At 74.5% G+C, this 18,007-nt stretch carries 18 protein-coding genes; 16 read left to right on the forward strand and 2 right to left on the reverse strand.

Annotation, left to right across the window (positions count from 1 at the left end; translation table 11 throughout):
• Positions 1-26: 26 nt before the first annotated feature.
• A complete protein-coding gene (locus NP064_RS02645; RefSeq protein ID WP_227568061.1) occupies positions 27-521 on the reverse strand; it encodes an inorganic diphosphatase in 495 nt (164 codons plus the stop codon).
• A 237-nt stretch (positions 522-758) separates the two neighbouring features.
• Here NP064_RS02645 and dacB point away from each other — a divergent pair, with 237 nt between their 5' ends.
• From dacB to NP064_RS02725, 16 genes are all read left to right on the forward strand, one after another.
• The gene (gene dacB, locus NP064_RS02650; protein ID WP_227568060.1) at positions 759-2,168 is read left to right on the forward strand and encodes a D-alanyl-D-alanine carboxypeptidase/D-alanyl-D-alanine endopeptidase; all 1,410 of its coding nucleotides are present in this window, start codon (positions 759-761) and stop codon (positions 2,166-2,168) included.
• A 271-nt stretch (positions 2,169-2,439) separates the two neighbouring features.
• Positions 2,440-2,775, forward strand: coding sequence for a hypothetical protein (locus NP064_RS02655; protein ID WP_227568059.1), 336 nt, complete (start codon positions 2,440-2,442; stop codon positions 2,773-2,775).
• Between the two features lie 167 nt (positions 2,776-2,942).
• Complete coding sequence (locus tag NP064_RS02660) at positions 2,943-4,064, forward strand: zinc-dependent metalloprotease (protein WP_227568058.1); 1,122 nt, start codon at positions 2,943-2,945, stop codon at positions 4,062-4,064.
• Positions 4,064-5,221, forward strand: coding sequence for a tRNA lysidine(34) synthetase TilS (gene tilS, locus NP064_RS02665; protein ID WP_227568057.1), 1,158 nt, complete (start codon positions 4,064-4,066; stop codon positions 5,219-5,221). The genes NP064_RS02660 and tilS overlap by 1 nt, the downstream gene beginning before the upstream one ends.
• Before the next feature lie 11 nt (positions 5,222-5,232).
• Complete coding sequence (hpt, locus tag NP064_RS02670) at positions 5,233-5,772, forward strand: hypoxanthine phosphoribosyltransferase (RefSeq protein ID WP_255623536.1); 540 nt, start codon at positions 5,233-5,235, stop codon at positions 5,770-5,772.
• A 113-nt stretch (positions 5,773-5,885) separates the two neighbouring features.
• The gene (gene ftsH / locus NP064_RS02675) at positions 5,886-7,928 is read left to right on the forward strand and encodes an ATP-dependent zinc metalloprotease FtsH (RefSeq protein ID WP_227568091.1); all 2,043 of its coding nucleotides are present in this window, start codon (positions 5,886-5,888) and stop codon (positions 7,926-7,928) included.
• Entirely contained in the window at positions 7,915-8,505 is a 591-nt protein-coding gene (gene folE / locus NP064_RS02680; RefSeq protein WP_227568055.1) for a GTP cyclohydrolase I FolE, read from the forward strand. Before ftsH ends, folE begins: the two co-directional genes overlap by 14 nt.
• A gap of 16 nt (positions 8,506-8,521) precedes the next feature.
• On the forward strand, positions 8,522-9,430 hold the full coding sequence (folP, locus tag NP064_RS02685; RefSeq protein WP_431355872.1) for a dihydropteroate synthase: 909 nt from the start codon (positions 8,522-8,524) through the stop codon (positions 9,428-9,430).
• Complete coding sequence (folK, locus tag NP064_RS02690) at positions 9,427-10,737, forward strand: 2-amino-4-hydroxy-6-hydroxymethyldihydropteridine diphosphokinase (RefSeq protein WP_227568054.1); 1,311 nt, start codon at positions 9,427-9,429, stop codon at positions 10,735-10,737. Before folP ends, folK begins: the two co-directional genes overlap by 4 nt.
• Positions 10,737-11,228 carry a DUF3180 domain-containing protein gene (locus tag NP064_RS02695; protein ID WP_227568053.1) on the forward strand — a complete coding sequence of 164 codons (492 nt, stop codon included), beginning with the start codon at positions 10,737-10,739 and terminating at the stop codon, positions 11,226-11,228. Before folK ends, NP064_RS02695 begins: the two co-directional genes overlap by 1 nt.
• Before the next feature lie 51 nt (positions 11,229-11,279).
• A complete protein-coding gene (locus tag NP064_RS02700) occupies positions 11,280-11,801 on the forward strand; it encodes a PH domain-containing protein (RefSeq protein WP_227568052.1) in 522 nt (173 codons plus the stop codon).
• Positions 11,798-13,225, forward strand: coding sequence for a PH domain-containing protein (locus NP064_RS02705; RefSeq protein WP_227568051.1), 1,428 nt, complete (start codon positions 11,798-11,800; stop codon positions 13,223-13,225). The genes NP064_RS02700 and NP064_RS02705 overlap by 4 nt, the downstream gene beginning before the upstream one ends.
• Complete coding sequence (locus tag NP064_RS02710; protein ID WP_227568050.1) at positions 13,222-14,346, forward strand: Rossmann-like and DUF2520 domain-containing protein; 1,125 nt, start codon at positions 13,222-13,224, stop codon at positions 14,344-14,346. The genes NP064_RS02705 and NP064_RS02710 overlap by 4 nt, the downstream gene beginning before the upstream one ends.
• A complete protein-coding gene (panC, locus tag NP064_RS02715; RefSeq protein ID WP_227568049.1) occupies positions 14,343-15,329 on the forward strand; it encodes a pantoate--beta-alanine ligase in 987 nt (328 codons plus the stop codon). Before NP064_RS02710 ends, panC begins: the two co-directional genes overlap by 4 nt.
• On the forward strand, positions 15,326-15,796 hold the full coding sequence (panD, locus tag NP064_RS02720; protein ID WP_227568048.1) for an aspartate 1-decarboxylase: 471 nt from the start codon (positions 15,326-15,328) through the stop codon (positions 15,794-15,796). The genes panC and panD overlap by 4 nt, the downstream gene beginning before the upstream one ends.
• A 77-nt stretch (positions 15,797-15,873) precedes the next feature.
• Positions 15,874-17,580, forward strand: a complete 1,707-nt coding sequence (locus tag NP064_RS02725; RefSeq protein WP_227568089.1) for an L-aspartate oxidase — start codon at positions 15,874-15,876, stop codon at positions 17,578-17,580.
• Positions 17,581-17,584: 4 nt separating this feature from the next.
• On the opposite strand, the gene NP064_RS02730 is transcribed toward NP064_RS02725, so the two are convergent.
• Positions 17,585-17,893, reverse strand: coding sequence for a rhodanese-like domain-containing protein (locus tag NP064_RS02730; RefSeq protein ID WP_227568047.1), 309 nt, complete (start codon positions 17,891-17,893; stop codon positions 17,585-17,587).
• Between the last annotated feature and the right edge of the window lie 114 nt (positions 17,894-18,007).

Below are 18,007 nucleotides of genomic sequence, written 5' to 3' on the forward strand. Positions count from 1 at the left end.
TTCGCGGCCGGCCTGCTAGCGGTCGATCAGTGGTGGTAGCCGGCGTCGATCGCGCGCTGGCGCGACCGCTCGATCTCGGCCTCCGCCTCGGAGCGCCCGGTCCAGTGGGCGCCCTCGACGGACTTGCCGGGCTCCAGGTCCTTGTACACCTCGAAGAAGTGCTGGATCTCGAGCCGGTGGAAGTCGGACACGTCGTCGATGTCCTGCCGCCACGCCGCGCGCTGGTCGCCCGTGGGCACGCACAGCACCTTGTCGTCGCCGCCGGCCTCGTCGCGCATGCGGAACATGCCCAGGGCGCGGCAGCGGATCAGGCAGCCCGGGAACGTGGGCTCCTCGAGCAGCACGAGCGCGTCCAGCGGGTCGCCGTCCTCGCCGAGGGTGCCCTCGATGAACCCGTAGTCGTCCGGGTACCGCGTCGAGGTGAAGAGCATCCGGTCCAGGCGGATGCGCCCCGTCGCGTGGTCCACCTCATACTTGTTGCGCTGACCCTTGGGGATCTCGATCGTGACGTCGAACTCCACAGCTCTCCTCCGCCGGTGCGGGCCGCCATGCCGGATGGGCGCTGTCGGTGCACGCACGATGTTCTTGCGACGCGTCGTCGTGCGACCCGCCGCCCCAGTAGTGACCTAGTGTGACGCACCGGGACGCATGGAGGGGAACCGCCGAGGCGCATGTCGGGGCACGGGTTGCCCCGGGCGCGCGTCGGAGCCCCTTGTTGGGCGTGACAGCCCTACGGGGACACGGCAGGAGGAGGACCGATGGCGGCAGCAGCCCGCGCGGCGGGGGCGGCGGTGCTCGCCCTCGTGCTCGCCGGGGGCGGGTACGCGACCGCCGACGCCTACGACCTGGTGCCCGGGGTGCTGACGCTCGCCCCCGAGCCCGAGCCCCCGGCGGCCTTCCCGCAGGCGCCGGGCGCCGTCGACGCCCCCGCGTCGGTCAGCGTGCTCGGCGCGCTCGACGCGGGCTCCCCGATCCCGTCCGCAGCCCTGGTGCAAGCGCGCGTCGACGCCCTGGCGGCGGACCCCCGCCTCGGCCCGACCGTGGGCGTCCTGGTCGCCGACCAGCTCACCGGGGAGGTGCTGGCCCAGAGCCGTGGCGCGGAGCCGCGGACCCCCGCCTCGACCGCGAAGGTGCTCACCGCGGTCGCGGCGCTCAGCGAGCTCGGCCCCGGCACGACCCTGCCGACCCGCGTGGTGCGCGGCGCCCCGGGGCAGATCGTGCTGGTCGGGGGCGGCGACGTGATGCTGGCCGCGGGCGCCGGCTCGCCCGACGCCGTCAACGGGCGGGCGGGACTCGCGGACCTCGCCGACCAGGTCGTCAAGCAGCTGGAGGCGGCGGGGGAGTCCACCGTGTCGCTCGCGGTCGACGACTCCCTGTTCAGCGGCGCCACCGTGAGCCCCACCTGGACGCCGTCGGATGTGAACAACGGCTTCGTGGCCCCCGTCACGGCCCTCGAGGTGAACATCGCCAAGCTCACCGACGCCGAGTACCCGCCCCGCGCCACCGACCCCACGATGTCCGCGGCCAAGACGTTCGCCGTCCTGCTCGCCGAGCGCGGGGTGGGCGTGACGGGCGGACTGACGCGCGGCGCCGCCAGCCCGGACGCCGCGCAGCTCGCCGTCGTCGAGTCCGCGCCCATGGCCGAGGTCGTCGACTACTTCCTGCACACCTCGGACAACACCGTGACGGAGGCCGTCGCGCGGCTGGTCGCGGTCGACGCGGGCCTGCCCGCGAGCTTCGAGGGGGCCACCGTCTCGGTGCTGCGGGCCGTCGCCGCGCTTGGCGTCGACACCACGGGGGCGATCCTGGCGGACGCTTCGGGGCTTGGCGACGGCTCCGCGCTGTCGCCCACCCTGCTGGTCGAGCTGATGCGCGTCGCCGCCGACCCGGCGCGCCCCGCGCTGCGGCGTGTGATGACGGGCATGCCCGTCGCGGGCCTGTCCGGCACGCTGCACGACCGGTACCTGAGCTCGGCCGCGCGCGGGATGGTGCGCGCCAAGACGGGCAGCCTCAGCGGGGTGACCTCCCTGGCCGGCACGGTCGTGGACGCCGACGGGCGGCTGCTGGTCTTCGCCGTGATGGCGGATCAGACGCCGCCCGGCCAATGGGGCCCTCGCGCCGCGATCGACGCCTTCGTCACGGATCTCGCGGCCTGCGGGTGCCGGTAGGCCCCGAGCGGCGAGCCGGCGCCCGGCGGCCCCGAGCCACCGCCACCACATGGCGAGGTGTCGAGTCGGGACAAGGCGACGCCGACGGTGCTGCGGCTGACCTCGCCCTCACCTCGAGCTGGCACAAGGACATCGACGTCGTCCCGGGTCGCGACCTCGCCGCACGCCTCCGCACCCAGGAGTAGGGCGGGTGGTGGGCAGGACACGGCGCGGAATGATGAACACCGCAAATAGGCGGACACCACGTGCACGACGACCGGGAAGTGAGCGCATGAGACAGCAAGCACTCGCCACCTTGGTGTGCCTCGCGTCCACCACCGCACTCAGCGCGTGCATCAACTACGACGCGGCGCGGCCTGCAATGTCGTTGACGAACAACTCAGATGAGGCCGTAACTGTCAGAATCGAAGGAGCAACGCCCTCCAGGGAGCAGGACGTCGGCCCCCGCGAGGCGCTCCTGTACGAACTCGACGCGTGCGCCGGCACAGCCATCGTGGTCGAGACACAGGACGGCGACTCGGTGGGTCGTGTTCAACAGAAGGCATGCCCATCGTGGACTCTGACAATCGAAGAGGACGGCACGCTCGACTACGCCGAGTGGGACTAGGGACACGCATGGAAAGAGGCTGGCGCGCGATCGACGCCAGGCCTGCGACGTCGGGGATGCGTTCGCGGTGCAACTGCTGGGAGGCGGTGCGGCGCCCCTGGACGGCTCGTCGCGCCGGCGGCCCCGCTCACACGTCGGCGGAGGCGACTCGCGTCTACCGTGGGGAGATGAAGTCGACCACGCTGCGCGCACGGTCCCCGGAACCGGTGGCCCCGGTCGACTGGGCGGTCGCCGCGCGGCTCGCCGCACGCCTGGCCCCGTCGGCGCCGACCGCCTCCCGGGGCGAGATCGTCGACCTCGTGGCGAGCCTGCGCAAGGCGGCGGCGACCGCGACCGCGCACGCGGCGCGCATCACCGGGCTGCGCCCCGCGGACGGGACCGACCCGGAGACGGACCCCGTCTCCAAGGTGCAGGTCGTGGACCGCGGCGGCTGGGCCGCGGCGAACGTCCGCCTCATCGAGTCGATGTCCGCACCCCTCGCGAACGAGCTGTCCGATCGCAAGGCGCCCTCGCGGCCGGTGCGGATCGCGGGCGCCGTGGAGGTCGGGTCAGTGCTCGGGCTGCTGTCCGGGAAGGTGCTCGGCCAGTTCGACCCGTTCACGGCCGACGCGACGGCGCCCCGTGGGCGACTGCTGCTGGTCGCGCCGAACGTGCTGCAGGTCGAGCGCGCCCTCAAGGTGGTCCCCGACGACTTCCGTCTGTGGGTGTCCCTGCACGAGCAGACCCACGCGCTGCAGTTCGCCGCCGCCCCCTGGCTCGCCGGCCACCTGCGCGCGCAGGCGTCGCACCTGTTCGCGGACCTGGGCCGCACGGGCTCTGGCCGTGGCCAGGACCGCCCCGGCCCCGCGATCGGCGACGTCGCGCAGCTCGCCGTCGAGATCGCCACCGGGCGGGACAACGGCAACGGCGTGCTCGACCTGCTCACCGAGGACCAGCAGCGTCTGCTCGCGGAGGTGGGCGCGGTGATGTCGCTGCTCGAGGGGCACGCCGACGTCTTCATGGACGCCGTGGGGCGCTCGGTGGTCCCGTCGGTGCGGCAGATCCGGGCGCGTTTCGAGGCCCGGCGGAACGCCGCCGCCAAGGTCGTCGGCCCGCAGCGGGTGCTGCGCCGGCTGCTCGGTCTCGACGCGAAGCTCGCCCAGTACCGCGACGGAGCCGCCTTCGTGCGGGAGGTGCGGCGCGCTGTCGGCGTCGATGGCCTGAACGCGGTGTGGACCGCGCCCCTGCTGCTGCCGACCTCGCGAGAGATCGCCGACCCGCGCGCCTGGGTGCGGCGCGTGCACGGCTGATGGCGGGCCCGGTCCCGGCGGTCGCCGCCATCCGCTCGGCCGTCACCGCGGCCACCTCCGGCCTGCCCGACGGCTCGCTCGTGCTGGTCGCGTGCTCCGGCGGCCCCGACTCGCTGGCCCTCGCGGCGTGCACGGCCTTCGTCGCGCAGCGCAGCGTCCGGCTGGCCGGCCGCCCACACGCGGGCCCGGTGCTCCGCGCGGGCGCCGTGGTGGTGGACCACGGCCTGCAGCGGGACAGCGCCGGGGTCGCCGCCACCGCCGCCATCAAGTGCCGGCGGCTCGGCCTGGACCCCGTCGCCGTGGTCCGGGTCGAGGTCGGCGTCGTGGGAGGCCCGGAGGCCGCCGCGCGGGAGGCCCGGTACGCGGCGCTCGAGCGCGCGGCCGAGCAGTTCGGCGCGGCGATGGTGCTGGTGGGGCACACCCTGGACGACCAGGCCGAGACGGTGCTCATGGGGCTGGCGCGCGGGTCGGGAGCGCGGTCGTTGGCCGGGATGCGCTCACGCCGGGGCCTCATCGTGCGCCCGATGCTCCGGCTGCGTCGCTCGGACACCCTCGCCGCGTGCGACGCGCTCGGGCTCGACCCCTGGTTCGACCCGACCAACGAGGCGCCCGCGCTCGACGGCGCGTACGTCCCGCGGCGCTCCCGGGTGCGCGCCGAGGTCATGCCGGTGCTCACCGACGTGCTCGGCCCTGGCGCCGCGCTCTCGTTGGCGCGCACCGCCGACCTGCTGCGGGAGGATGCCGACGCGCTCGACTCCCTGGCGAACGCGCTGTTCGCCGCGAGCACCGTCGGCCGGGGCGCCAAGGGCCGCGACGCGCACGGGCTGCGCCGGGCCCCGATCGCCCCCGACGTCGCCGGCGAGGCGCGCGACCTCGCCGCGGATGCGGTGCTGCTGCTCGATGTGGACCTGCTGGCCCGCGCCCTCCCCGCGATACGCCGGCGCGCGCTGCGCATCGCGGCGCTGGCGTCCGGCGCGTCCGCCGGCTCGCTGACCCACACCCACCTGGAGGCGCTCGACGCACTCGTCACGCACTGGCACGGCCAGGGCCCGGTGGCGCTGTCAGGGCGTGTCCGGGTGCGCCGCGCATATGGCAGGCTGGAGTTTCATCCGGAGCGGCAAAAAGCTCAGGAGCGAGTGGAGAACGGTGAACGGTGAACCCTGCGGACATGGGTGACGACCTCGAGCGGGTGCTGCTGAGCGAGGAGCAGATCAACACGCGGCTCGACGAGCTCGCCGAGCAGATCGACGCGGACTACGCCGGCAAGGACGTGCTGGTGGTGGGCGTCCTCAAGGGCGCCGTGATGGTGATGGCGGACCTGGTGCGCCGCCTGCACACATCGGTCGAGATGGACTGGATGGCTGTCTCCTCCTACGGGTCGGGCACGAAGTCCTCGGGCGTGGTGCGGATCCTCAAGGACCTGGACACGGACCTCATCGGGCGGCACGTGCTGATCGTCGAGGACATCATCGACTCGGGCCTCACGCTGTCGTGGCTGCTGGCGAACCTGCGCAGCCGCGGGCCGGAGAGCGTCGAGATCGCGACGATGCTGCGCAAGCCCGACGCCGCCAAGGTCGAGGTCGACGTGCGCTACGTCGGGTTCGACATCCCCAACGAGTTCGTCGTCGGCTATGGCCTGGACTACGCCGAGAAGTACCGGAACCTGCCCTTCGTCGGGACCCTCGCGCCCCACGTGTACAGCGCCTGAGCGCTTCCTGCCCTGGGCGAACAGGGGCCGTCCTTCTCAGTTGCAGCGTGTAGTTTTCAAGCCGAACCCGACCTAGCCTTGCGACCGGAGGGATGAGGGGACTCGCCCCGCCCATGAATCTCAAGCGCCTCACCCGTGGCCCCGCACTGTGGATCGTGCTCGCCGTCGTCATGCTCTGGATCGGCGCCAGCGCGCTCACCGGTTCGGGCGTGCAGCGCATCGACACGTCCACGGGCCTCGAGCTCATCCGCGACGACAAGGTCGAGCAGGCCCAGGTCACCGAGGGAGCCCAGAAGGTCGACCTGACGCTCACCGACGACTTTGTCGCCGACGACGGGACGAACCTCGGCAAGAACGTCGAGTTCTTCTACGTCACGCCCCAGGGCGAGACGGTCGTCGACGCGATCGCCGAGGCGAACCCGTCCGGCGGCTACAACTCCGACGTCCCGCAGACGTCGTGGTGGACGAGCCTGCTGAGCCTGGTGCTCCCGTTCATCATCATCCTGGGCATCTTCTGGTTCCTCATGTCGAACGCCCAGGGCGGCGGCTCGCGCGTCATGAGCTTCGGCAAGTCGAAGGCCAAGCTCGTCAGCAAGGAGTCGCCCCAGGTGACCTTCGCCGACGTCGCCGGCGTCGACGAGGCCGTCGAGGAGCTCCAGGAGATCAAGGAGTTCCTCGCCGAGCCCGCGAAGTTCCAGGCGGTGGGCGCGAAGATCCCCAAGGGCGTGCTGCTGTACGGCCCGCCCGGCACCGGCAAGACGCTGCTGGCCCGCGCCGTCGCCGGTGAGGCTGGTGTGCCGTTCTACTCGATCTCCGGGTCGGACTTCGTCGAGATGTTCGTGGGCGTCGGCGCGAGCCGTGTCCGCGACCTGTTCGACCAGGCGAAGCAGAACGCCCCCGCGATCATCTTCATCGACGAGATCGACGCCGTCGGCCGCCACCGCGGCGCCGGCATGGGCGGCGGCCACGACGAGCGCGAGCAGACGCTCAACCAGATGCTCGTCGAGATGGACGGCTTCGACGTCAACGCGAACGTCATCCTCATCGCGGCGACCAACCGGCCGGACATCCTCGACCCGGCGCTGCTGCGCCCGGGCCGGTTCGACCGCCAGGTCGCCGTGGACCCGCCGGACATGAAGGGGCGCGAGCGCATCCTCACGGTGCACGCCCAGGGCAAGCCGATGGCGCCCAACGTGGACCTCGGCGCCGTGGCACGCCGCACGCCCGGCTTCACAGGCGCCGACCTGGCCAACGTGCTCAACGAGGCCGCGCTGCTGACCGCCCGCACCAACGGCGAGATCATCGACGACCACACCCTCGACGAGGCGATCGACCGCGTGATCGCAGGACCGCAGAAGCGGACCCGCATCATGAAGGTCAAGGAGCAGAAGATCACCGCGTACCACGAGGGCGGCCACGCCCTCGTCGCCGCCGCCCTGCGGTACACGGACCCCGTCACGAAGGTGACGATCCTGCCGCGCGGCCGCGCGCTGGGCTACACGATGGTGATGCCCACCGAGGACAAGTACTCGACCACGCGCAACGAGCTGCTCGACCAGCTCGCCTACGCCATGGGCGGCCGCGTCGCCGAGGAGCTCGTGTTCCACGACCCGACCACCGGCGCCAGCAACGACATCGAGAAGGCCACCGCCGTGGCCCGCAAGATGGTCACGCAGTACGGCATGAGCGAGAAGCTCGGGGCCATCCAGCTCGGCCAGCAGTCCGGCGAGGTCTTCATGGGCCGCGACATGGGCCACGGCCGGGACTACTCCGAGTCGGTCGCGGCGACCGTCGACATCGAGGTGCGCCGGCTCATCGAGGCCGCGCACGACGAGGCGTGGTCTGTGCTGGTGCAGTACCGCGACGTGCTGGACCGCCTGGTGCTCGAGCTCCTCGAGAAGGAGACCCTCAACCAGGAGCAGCTCGCCGAGATCTTCGCCCCGGTGGTCAAGCGCGAGCCGCGCGAGGTGTGGCTGTCGAGCGAGGAGCGGGCCGTCTCGGACGTTCCGCCCGTGCTCACCCCCGCCGAGCGCGCCGAGCAGAACGGCGAGGTCGTCCCGCAGGACGAGGCCGCCGCCGCGAAGCCCGAGCACCCCGCGCAGATCTCGGTGGAGGTCCCGCCCGCGGACGCCCCGAATCCCTATGGCCAGGACTGAGCCGGTGATCGGCGCGTACGACGCGCCACGGGTCGAGGCCGCGATCCGCGAGCTGCTGATCGCGGTCGGCGAGGACCCGGACCGCGAGGGCCTCAAGGACACCCCTGCCCGGGTGGCCCGCTCCTACGCGGAGACCTTCGCCGGCCTCCGCCAGGACGCCGAGGACGTGCTCACCACCACGTTCGACCTGGGCCACGAGGAGCTCGTGCTGGTCAAGGACATCGAGGTGTACTCGACGTGCGAGCACCACCTGGTGCCGTTCCACGGGGTGGCGCACATCGGGTACATCCCCGGGCCCGAGGGCCGCATCACCGGGCTGTCGAAGCTGGCGCGACTCGTGGACGTCTACGCGCGCCGGCCCCAGGTGCAGGAGCGGCTCACCACGCAGATCGCCGACGCGCTCGTGGAGTTCCTGGCGCCCGCCGGTGTGCTGGTCGTGATCGAGTGCGAGCACCTGTGCATGTCGATGCGCGGGGTCCGCAAGCCTGGATCGCGCACGGTGACGTCCGCGGTGCGCGGCCAGATGCGCGAGGTGGCCACCCGTGCCGAGGCCATGAGCCTCGTCCTGCGGCACTGACGGACCCCCTAGGCTCATGGGCGTGAGCACCGGCACACGGCCCCAACCCCTCCCGGACCATCTGGCGCGGCTCGACCGCACGCTGGTGATGGGCGTCGTCAACGTCACGCCGGACTCGTTCTCGGACGGCGGCCGGTGGTTCAAGCCCGGCGCCGCGGTGGCGCACGGCATGACGCTGATCGGCCAGGGAGCCGACGTGCTGGACGTCGGCGGCGAGTCCACCCGTCCCGGCGCCCGTCGGGTGCCGGTTGACGAGGAGCTGGTGCGCGTGCTGCCCGTCGTCGAGGACCTCACCCGGCGGGGCGCCGTGGTGAGCGTCGACACGACGCGGGCCGTCGTGGCCCGCGAGGCCGTCGCCGCGGGGGCGCAGATCATCAACGACGTCTCCGGCGGGCTCGCCGATCCCGACATGCACGCGACGGTGGCACGGACCGGCGCCGTCTACGTGGCGATGCACTGGCGCGGGCACGCCGACGTGATGGACGACAACGACCGCTACGACGACGTCGTGGCCGATGTGCGCCGCGAGCTCGCCGAGCGGGTCGCGGCCCTGCGCGCCGCGGGGGTGCACGACGAGCAGGTGGTGCTGGACCCTGGCCTCGGCTTCGCGAAGGCCGGCAGCAGCAACTGGCCGCTCCTGGCGCGGTTGCCCGAGCTCGTCGCAGACGGCTTCCCGGTGCTCGTGGGCGCCTCGCGCAAACGGTTCCTGGGCCATCTGCTGGCGGGGGCGGATGGCGAGCCGGCGCCGCCGCTCGCCCGGGACGGCGCCACCGCGGCGGTGTCCGCCCTGGCTGCGCAGGCAGGGGCATGGTGCGTCCGGGTGCACGAGGTGGCAGGCTCAGCGGACGCGGTCCGGGTCGCTGCGGCATGGCGGTCCGGCGCTGGCGGATCGCCCATCACGATGACGAGAGAGGACACGCCGTGAGCACCGAGGCGGGCAGTCAGGCGGCGGGAGGCGGCGCACCGTGGGCGGGCGGGGTCACCCTCGACTCCTCGGGGCGGCCGCTCGACCAGATCCGCCTGGTCGGCATCGCGGCGACCGGGTATCACGGCGTGTTCGAGCATGAGCGCCGGGAGGGGCAGCGGTTCGTCGCCGACGTGGTGGTGCACCTCGACACCCGGCGCGCCGCCGCGGGCGACGACCTCGCGCACACCTTGCACTACGGCGTCCTCGCGGAGCAGGTGGCCGCCGTCCTGGCCGGCGAGCCGGCGGACCTCGTCGAGACCGTGGCCGAGCGGATCGCGGCCACGGTGCTCGCCTTCCAGCAGGCGGTGGCCGTCGACGTCTCGGTGCACAAGCCCCAGGCGCCGATCACCGTGCCGTTCGACGACGTGGTCGTGACAATCCACCGGGATCGCACGAAGCTGCCGGCGGCGGAGCCCTACCGGCCCCCGGTCGAGGCCGCCGCCCCGGCGCCCGCTCCGGCCCCGCCGACCTCGACGGCCGCGTTCCCGCTGGTCGCGACGCCGTCCGGGCCTCCGGCCGCCCGCGTCCCCGCGCCCACGCCCGCCGCGGAGCCGCTGGCGCGCCCCGACTGGCACGGGGTCCTGGAAGGGCCCGCGCCCGCCGCAGGCCCCGTCGAGCCCGAGCCGCAGGACGCCCTCGACGTGGCGCCGGCCCAGCCGGTGGACGTGGTGCTGGCCCTCGGCGCGAACCAGGGCGCCGCGCAGGAGACGCTGCGGGCCGCCGTCAGCGACCTGGCGCGGGTCCCGGGCCTCGAGCTCGTGGACGTCTCCCCGCTGGCCCGCACCGCGGCGGTCGGCGGCCCGGAGCAGCCCGACTACCTCAACGCGGTGGTGCTGGCCCGGACGACGCTGGCCCCGCGGGCGCTGCTGCGCGCGACGCAGGCGATCGAGCAGGCGCACGGCCGCGAGCGGGCCGAGCGGTGGGGGCCCCGCACGCTCGACATCGACCTCATCGTGGTCGGCTCGACGCTGGCCGTCACCGACGACCTCGAGCTGCCGCACCCCCGGGCCCACGAGCGCGCGTTCGTGCTGCAGCCCTGGGCGCAGCTCGACCCTGACGCGGTGCTGCCCGGGCTCGGCGGGGGCCCGGTGGCCGTGCTCGCGGCGACCGCCCCCGACCGGGAGGGCATCCGCTGGCTGGCCCTGGACTGGCTCACGGCGCCGGTGCCCGCGCCGCAGCCCGAGCCGGACCTGGAGCCGGGCCAGCACGGCCCGGTGGGCGAGGTCCATCACGGGCAGCATCCCGCGGGCGACTGGCGGGCCTGATGCAGCGCACCCGCTGGCAGACCCTGCTGCTCATCGCCCTCGTGACGACCTCGGCGGGCTGGCTGCTGCTGGTCCTGCTCGACAGCCGCCGAGTGTCGCCGCCGCAGGTGCCGTGGCTGGTCATGGTGGTCGAGGTGGTCATCGCCGCCGTGGTGTTCGTGATGGGCTGGTCGGTGCGCCAGTTCTTGCGCGGCAAGCGACCGACCTTGGACCCCATCCGGGCCGCCCGCACCGCGGTGCTCGCGAAGGCGTCGTGCTACACCGGGGCGCTCCTCACCGGCTGGTACCTGGCCCAGGTGCTGATCGTGGCGGGCGACCTGGACATCGCCTCGCAGCGCGGTCGGGCGGGCGCCGCGGCGCTGGCCGCCCTGGGCGCCCTGGTGCTCGCGGTGGTGGGGCTGATCGTGGAGTGGTTCTGCCAGGTTCCTCCCGAAGACGGGGAGGACGCCGCCCGGCGCCGCGACCACAACCCGGGGCCCGTCGCCGGCTGAGTCCCGGGCGCCCCCGCCCACGGCCCGGCCGCGCGGTGGAAGGATAGGGCCATGACCGCACCTGAGCACGGTGGCGCCGCGCTGGCCGCGCCGGGGCCGTTCGACCCGTCCGACGTGAGCTGGACGCCTGTGTCACGGCGCCTGGCGACGGCCCGCCTCACCTCCGCCGGGATCACCGTGGGCATCGCCCTGGTGGCCACGGTGGTGCCCGCTGCCCTGATCGGGGTGGCCTGGCTGTGGGCGCTGCCGGGGGTCGTGCTGCTGTGCGGGGTGTGGGCGGCGCTGCTCATCCCGCGCCAGGTCCGCGCGCTGGCCTACGCCGAGCGCGCCGACGACCTGCTGATCCGCCGCGGGATCCTGCTGCGCTCGCTCGTCGTGGTGCCCTACGGCCGCATGCAGTACGTCGACGTGACCGCGGGGCCGCTGGCCCGCAAGTTCAAGATCGCGTCGGTGCAGCTGCACACGGCGGCGCCCAACACGAATGCCACGATCGACGGCCTACCGCCGGAGGAGGCCGCCCGCCTGCGCGACCGCCTCGCGTCCCGCGGCGAGGCGAGGCTGGCAGGGCTGTGAGCATCGCACCGGAGGCTCCGCCGGCAGCCGATCCCACCGTGTGGCGGCGGATGCACCCCATCACGCCGGCCATCAAGGGCTGGAAGGTGCTGGTCGGCGTGCTGGTCGTCGCGAGCTACCAGTTCGGCGACGACCTGCGCCGCGCCGCGGAGCTCATCGAGGGCGGGGAGTGGCGCATCGTCGGCCTGATCGTGGCGGGGATCGTGGTGGTCGGCTTCGGGTACTCGGCCCTCGCGTGGCGGGTCACCCGGTTCGCCGTGACGGATGACGCGGTGCACCTGCAGCAGGGCGTGCTGTTCCGCCAGCAGCGGCAGGCGCGCCTGGACCGGTTGCAGGCCGTCGACGTGGTGCAGCCGCTGCTGGCCCGGCTCACCGGGCTCTCCGAGCTGCGGCTCGAGGTCGCGGGCGGATCCGGCTCCGGGGTTTCCCTGGCGTTCTTGCGCGAGGCCGAGGCGGAGTCGCTGCGCGCCGAGCTGCTGGCCCGCGCCGCCGGCGTGCACCAGGAGGAGGACGGGACACCCGCCCCGGCCGCTCCCGAGCAGCCTCTGTTCGAGGTGCCGATGGGGCGGCTCATCGTCGCCACGCTGCGGTCCTCTGCGACCGTCGGCCTGCTGGTCATGGTCGTCGCGATCATCGTGACCTCGGTGGTCGCCCGGGACATCGGGCCGGCGTTCGTGCTGCTGCCGGGCCTGCTGGGATTCGCCGGCTACTTCTGGTCCCAGTTCAACCGCGGCGCGAACTTCCGGGCGGCCATCTCGCCGGACGGCATCCGGCTGCGCCACGGCCTCACCGAGGCGCGCGCCCAGACGGTCCCGCCGGGCCGCGTGCAGGCGCTGTCGATCACCCAGGGGCCGCTGTGGCGGGGCCGCGACTGGTGGCGCGTCGACATGAACGTCGCGGGCTACAGCGGCTCGAGCGACTCCGACCACGCCACCGCGAACGTGCTGCTGCCGGTGGGCACCCGCGACGAGGCGGTGCTGGCGCTGTGGCTGGTGCTGCCGGACCTGGGCACCCCGGACCCGCGTGCCGTCGTCGAGGCCGGGCTGTCCGGCTCGGGAGACGCGCTCGGCTTCACCACGGTGCCCGAGCGCGCCCGCTGGCTCGACCTGCTCGCCTGGCGGCGGCGCGGGGTGCTGGTCACCGACCGGGCGCTGCTGGTCCGCTCGGGGCGGCTCGTGCGCAGGCTGGTCGTGGTCCCCCATGAGCGGACCCAGTCGCTCACGCTGCGCCAGGGGCCGCTCCAGCGGCGCCTGCGGGTGGCCTCGATCGTCGTCCACTCGACCCCGGGGCCGGTGACCCCGTCGGTGGACCACCTCGACCAGGCAGTCGCGGCGCGACTGCTCGAGGAGCAGTCTGACCGGGCTCGCACGGCGCGCAAGACGGCCGCGCCCGAGCAGTGGATGCGTCGGACGGAGGACGCGTGAGCACGGGGAACGACCCGTCCCGCCGGCCTGGCCGGCTGGGTGTGGGGGTGATCGGCGCCGGGCACGTGGGCGCCGTGCTGGGCAGCGCGCTGCGCGCGGCAGGGCACCCGGTGGTCGCGGTGAGCGCCATCTCCGCCGAGTCGCGGGACCGCGCCGAGCTGCTGCTGCCGGGCGTCCCGGTGGTCGACGTCCCCGAGGTGGTGCGCCGCTCCGAGCTCGTGCTGATCGCCGTGCCGGACGACGCGCTCGCAGGGCTCGTCAGCGGCCTCGCCGACCTGGGGGCGTGGCAGCCCGGCCAGATCGTCGCGCACACCTCCGGTCGGCACGGCATCGAGGTGCTCGCCCCGGCCCGGGCGGCTGGCGTGATCCCGCTCGCCATCCACCCGGCCATGACCTTCACCGGCACCTCGCTGGACCTGTCCCGGCTCGAGGGCACCACGTTCGCAGTCACGGCGCCGGGCCCGGTGCTGCCCATCGGGCAGGCGCTCGTCGTGGAGATCGGCGGGGAGCCGGTGATCATCGCGGAGGAGGACCGCGCGCTGTACCACGCGGCCCTCGCGCACGGCGCGAACCACCTGGTGGTGCTCGTCGCGCAGGCCGGCCAGGCGCTCGCCGCCGCCGGGGTCGACGACCCGGGCCGGGTGCTCGCGCCGTTGCTGGGCGCCGCGCTCGACGGCGCCCTGCGGGCCGAGTCGGCCGCGGCCTCGGGCCTCGGGCACGACGACCTGTCGGGGGAGCGGCGCGACCTGCCTGCTGGCGACGACCCCCTGGCGCTGCGGGGCGCGGGGGCGGTGACGGCGCTGACCGGCCCGGTGCGGCGCGGGGACGCGGGCACCGTGCGGGACCACGGCGAGGTGCTCGCCGATCTCGGGGCGCGGACGGGGGCCGTGGACATCGCCGCCAGCTACCGTGTGCTCGCCCGATCCGCCGCCCAGCGCGCCCTCGCCGCTGGGCAGCTGCGCGAGGACGCCGCGCGCGATGTGCTCGACGCCCTGGCCGAGCCGGGCATGCCCGAGCGGCCGGGCGCGTTGCACGAGGGGGAGAATCGTGACGCCTCGGCCCCACCCGAGGGCCTGATCGACCCGCAGGACCCGGAACACCCTCAGGAGGACGACGCATGAGCCCGCTCAACCACGCGGGGGGCCCCACGCTGGCCCGCACCCGTGAGGAGCTCGCCGCGGCCCTGCCTCGGGGCGGCTCCGCGGGAGCCCGCGCCGTGGTGATGACGATGGGCGCGCTGCACGCGGGGCACGTCGAGCTGGTGCGGGAGGCGAAGCGCGCGGCAGCCCAGGTGGTGGTCTCGATCTTCGTCAACCCGTTGCAGTTCGGCCCCGGGGAGGACCTCGACCGGTACCCACGCGACCTCGAGGGCGACCTGGCGACGTTGAGCGGGCCCGGCCTGCTGGACTCGGGCGACGTCGTCTTCGCGCCCACCCCCGACGTGATGTACCCCGACGGCGACCCGGTGGTGCGAGTGACGGCGGGCGTGATCGGCGAGGTGCTGGAAGGCGCCTCACGGCCCGGGCACCTGGACGGCGTGCTCACGGTCGTGCTCAAGCTCATGCACCTGACCCGGCCGGACGTCGCGCTGTTCGGCCAGAAGGACGCGCAGCAGCTCGCGGCGGTGCGCCAGATGGTCCGCGACCTCGACGTCCCCGTGCAGGTGCGCAGTGTCCCGACGCAGCGCGACGTTGAAGGGCTGGCCCTGTCGTCGCGCAACGCGTACCTCTCGCCCGAGGAGCGCGAGCGCGCGCTGGCACTGTCCCGCGCGTTGCGCGCCGCGGCCCAGGACGCCCGGGCGGGCGCCCGCGCCGACCAGGTGAGGTCGGGCGCCCGCGAGGCCCTCGTCGAGGCCGGCCTCGACGTGGACTACGTCGCGCTGGTCGACCCCCGCACCTTCGCCGACGTCGCGGCCGACCACCGGGGCGAGGCCGTGCTGGCCCTCGCCGCGCGGGTGGGCGGCGTCCGGCTCATCGACAACACGACGCTCGAGCTGGGCGGGTCCGCGGACCCGTCGCTGCCGGGCGCCGCCGCCGCGCGCCGTTCCGAGGGGCCGTTCCCGGCCTCGGCGGCGCACGCCGGCGCACACCAAGGAGAGGCATGACCACGCTGCAGCGGCCGATGATGATCGGCAAGATCCACCGTGCGACGGTGACGCAGGCTGACCTGCACTACGTCGGCTCGATCACTGTCGACGCCGACCTGCTGGCGGCCGCCGACCTCCTGCCCGGCCAGCAGGTGGACGTGGTCGACGTGACCAACGGGGCCCGGTTGACCACCTACGCGATCGCGGGGGAGAGCGGCTCCGGCCAGATCTGCATCAACGGCGCGGCCGCGCACCTGGTCCACCCGGGCGACGTGGTGATCCTCATCGCGTACGGGATGCTCTCCGACGCGGAGGCGCGCACCTACGAGCCGCACGTGGTGCTGGTGGACGCGGAGAACCGCATCATCGACACCGGCGACGACCCCGGGCAGGTCCCGGCGGCGTGGACGGAGGAGTCCGGCCTCGAGCCCAGCGGCGTGCCCTTCACGGAGGGCCGCGGGCTCGTCCAGGGCGCGAGCAGGTGACCCCGGCGCCCCTCGCCTCGACCCTCCCGCACACCTCGGCCGATCAGGCCGTTCCGGCTGACGCGCGCGCCGGCGACCTGCCCGGTGTCCGCCTGGCCGCCCGCCTCGCGGCGCCCGCGCCCGGCTGGACGATCCGTGCGGACGCCATCGTGGTGGGCTCGGGCATCGCGGGCCTGACCGCGGCCCTCGAGCTGCGCACCCGGGTGCCGCACGTGCTGCTCGTCACCAAAGGGCAGCTCGTGTCGGGATCGACGGTGTGGGCGCAGGGCGGCATCGCCGCGGTGCTCGACCCGGCCGACTCCACGTCCGCGCACCTGGAGGACACGCTCGTGGCGGGCGGCGGCCTGTGCGACCCGGCCGCGGTCGAGGTGCTGGTCACCGAGGGCCCGGCCCGGGTGCGCGAGCTGGTCCGCAGGGGCGCCCTGTTCGACCTGGCCCCGGACGGCGAGATCGCGCTGACCCGGGAGGGAGGCCACCACGCCGACCGCATCGTGCACGCGGGCGGCGACGCCACGGGCGCCGAGGTCTCCCGGGCGCTCGTCGCCCAGCTCGAGGCGGTGCGGGACGACCCGGGCATCGAGGTCGTCGAGCACGCCCTGGTGCTCGACGTGCTCACCGGGCCGCCCGGCCCGGACGGGCAGCCGGGAGCCGCGTGCGGCGTGACCTTGCACGTCATCGGGGAGGGCTCGCGCGACGGCGTGGGCGCCGCGCTGGCTCCCGCGGTGGTGCTCGCGACGGGCGGGATCGGCCAGGTGTTCCGGTCCTCGACCAACCCGGCCCAGGCGACGGGCGACGGGATGGCCGCCGCGCTGCGGGCGGGGGCCGTGCTGGGCGACGTGGAGTTCGTCCAGTTCCACCCGACGGTGCTGTGGCTCGGGGCGAACGTGAAGGGCCAGCTCACCCTGATCTCGGAGGCTGTCCGCGGCGAGGGCGCGCTGCTGCTCGACACCGACGGCGCACGCTTCATGCCCGCGGTGCACCCCATGGCCGAGCTGGCCCCCCGGGACGTCGTCGCGCACGCGATCGTGCGGCAGGCGGCGGCCACCTCCTCCGACCACGTGCTGCTCGACGCGCGGCACCTGGGCGCGGACTTCCTGCGGACGCGGTTCCCCACGATCCACGAGCGCCTCCTCGAGCACGGCATCGACCTGACCACCGACCTGGTGCCGGTGGCGCCCGCCCAGCACTACCACTCGGGTGGCGTGGTCACGGACCTGGTCGGCCGCACGTCGGTGCGCGGCCTGTACGCGGCGGGCGAGGCGGCCTGCACCGGCGTGCACGGCGCCAACCGCCTGGCCTCGAACTCCCTGCTGGAAGGGCTCGTGTTCGCGCACCGGGCCGCGCGCGACATCGCCGAGCGTGTCGGGGCGGGCGGGCTGACGCAGGCGGAGCCGGTCGAGCGGCCAGGCGCGGCGGCCTTGGTGGCCGCGGCGACCCGATCACGCATCCAGCGGGTCGCGTCCGACGGCCCGGGCGTGCTGCGGTCAGCCGAGGGCCTGCGTGCCGCGGCGGAGGTCCTGGCGAAGGTCCGCACCGACGCGCATGCCGAGTCGGGCGCGGGCGCGGTGGCGGACCCGCAGGCCGCCGAGTGGGAGACGACGAACGTGCACCAGGTCGCGTCGGTGCTCACGGCCGTGTCGCTGGCGCGCACCGAGAGCCGCGGCGGCCACTTCCGGACGGACCACCCGGCGCCCGACGACCGGTGGCGCCTGCGCCTCGAGGCCAGGCTGGACGCCTCCGGGACGCTCGAGGTCACCCCGGCGCCCATCCCGGGCGTGGGCTGACGGGCTACTCGAGGGGCAGGCCCGCGTGGCGCCACGCGCTCGTGCCGCCGGCGACGTTCACCACGTCGTACCCCTGGCCCTCGAGCCACGCCGCCGCCTGCCCGGAGCGCCCGCCCACCTCGCACACCAGGTAGACCGTCCCGGGCAGGGCGCCGATCTCGGCGTGCCGCGCGACGAGCTCTGACAGCGGCACCGAGACAGCGCCGGGGATGTGGCCGTGGGCGTACTCGTGGTCCTCGCGGACGTCCACCACGGGGGTGCTCGGGTCATGCTCCAGCAACGCGTGCAGCCGGGTGGTGTCGATCTCGTCCACGACAAGCTCCTTCGTCGGTCTCGTGGCGCCAGCATGCCATCGGGCGGGGACGGGGCCGCGCGGCGTTAGCGTTGCCCCGTGACCTCCTCCGCCCCCGCCTCGTCCTCGACCACT

The organism is Cellulomonas chengniuliangii (assembly GCF_024508335.1).
GTDB classification, from domain to species: domain Bacteria; phylum Actinomycetota; class Actinomycetes; order Actinomycetales; family Cellulomonadaceae; genus Cellulomonas_A; species Cellulomonas_A chengniuliangii.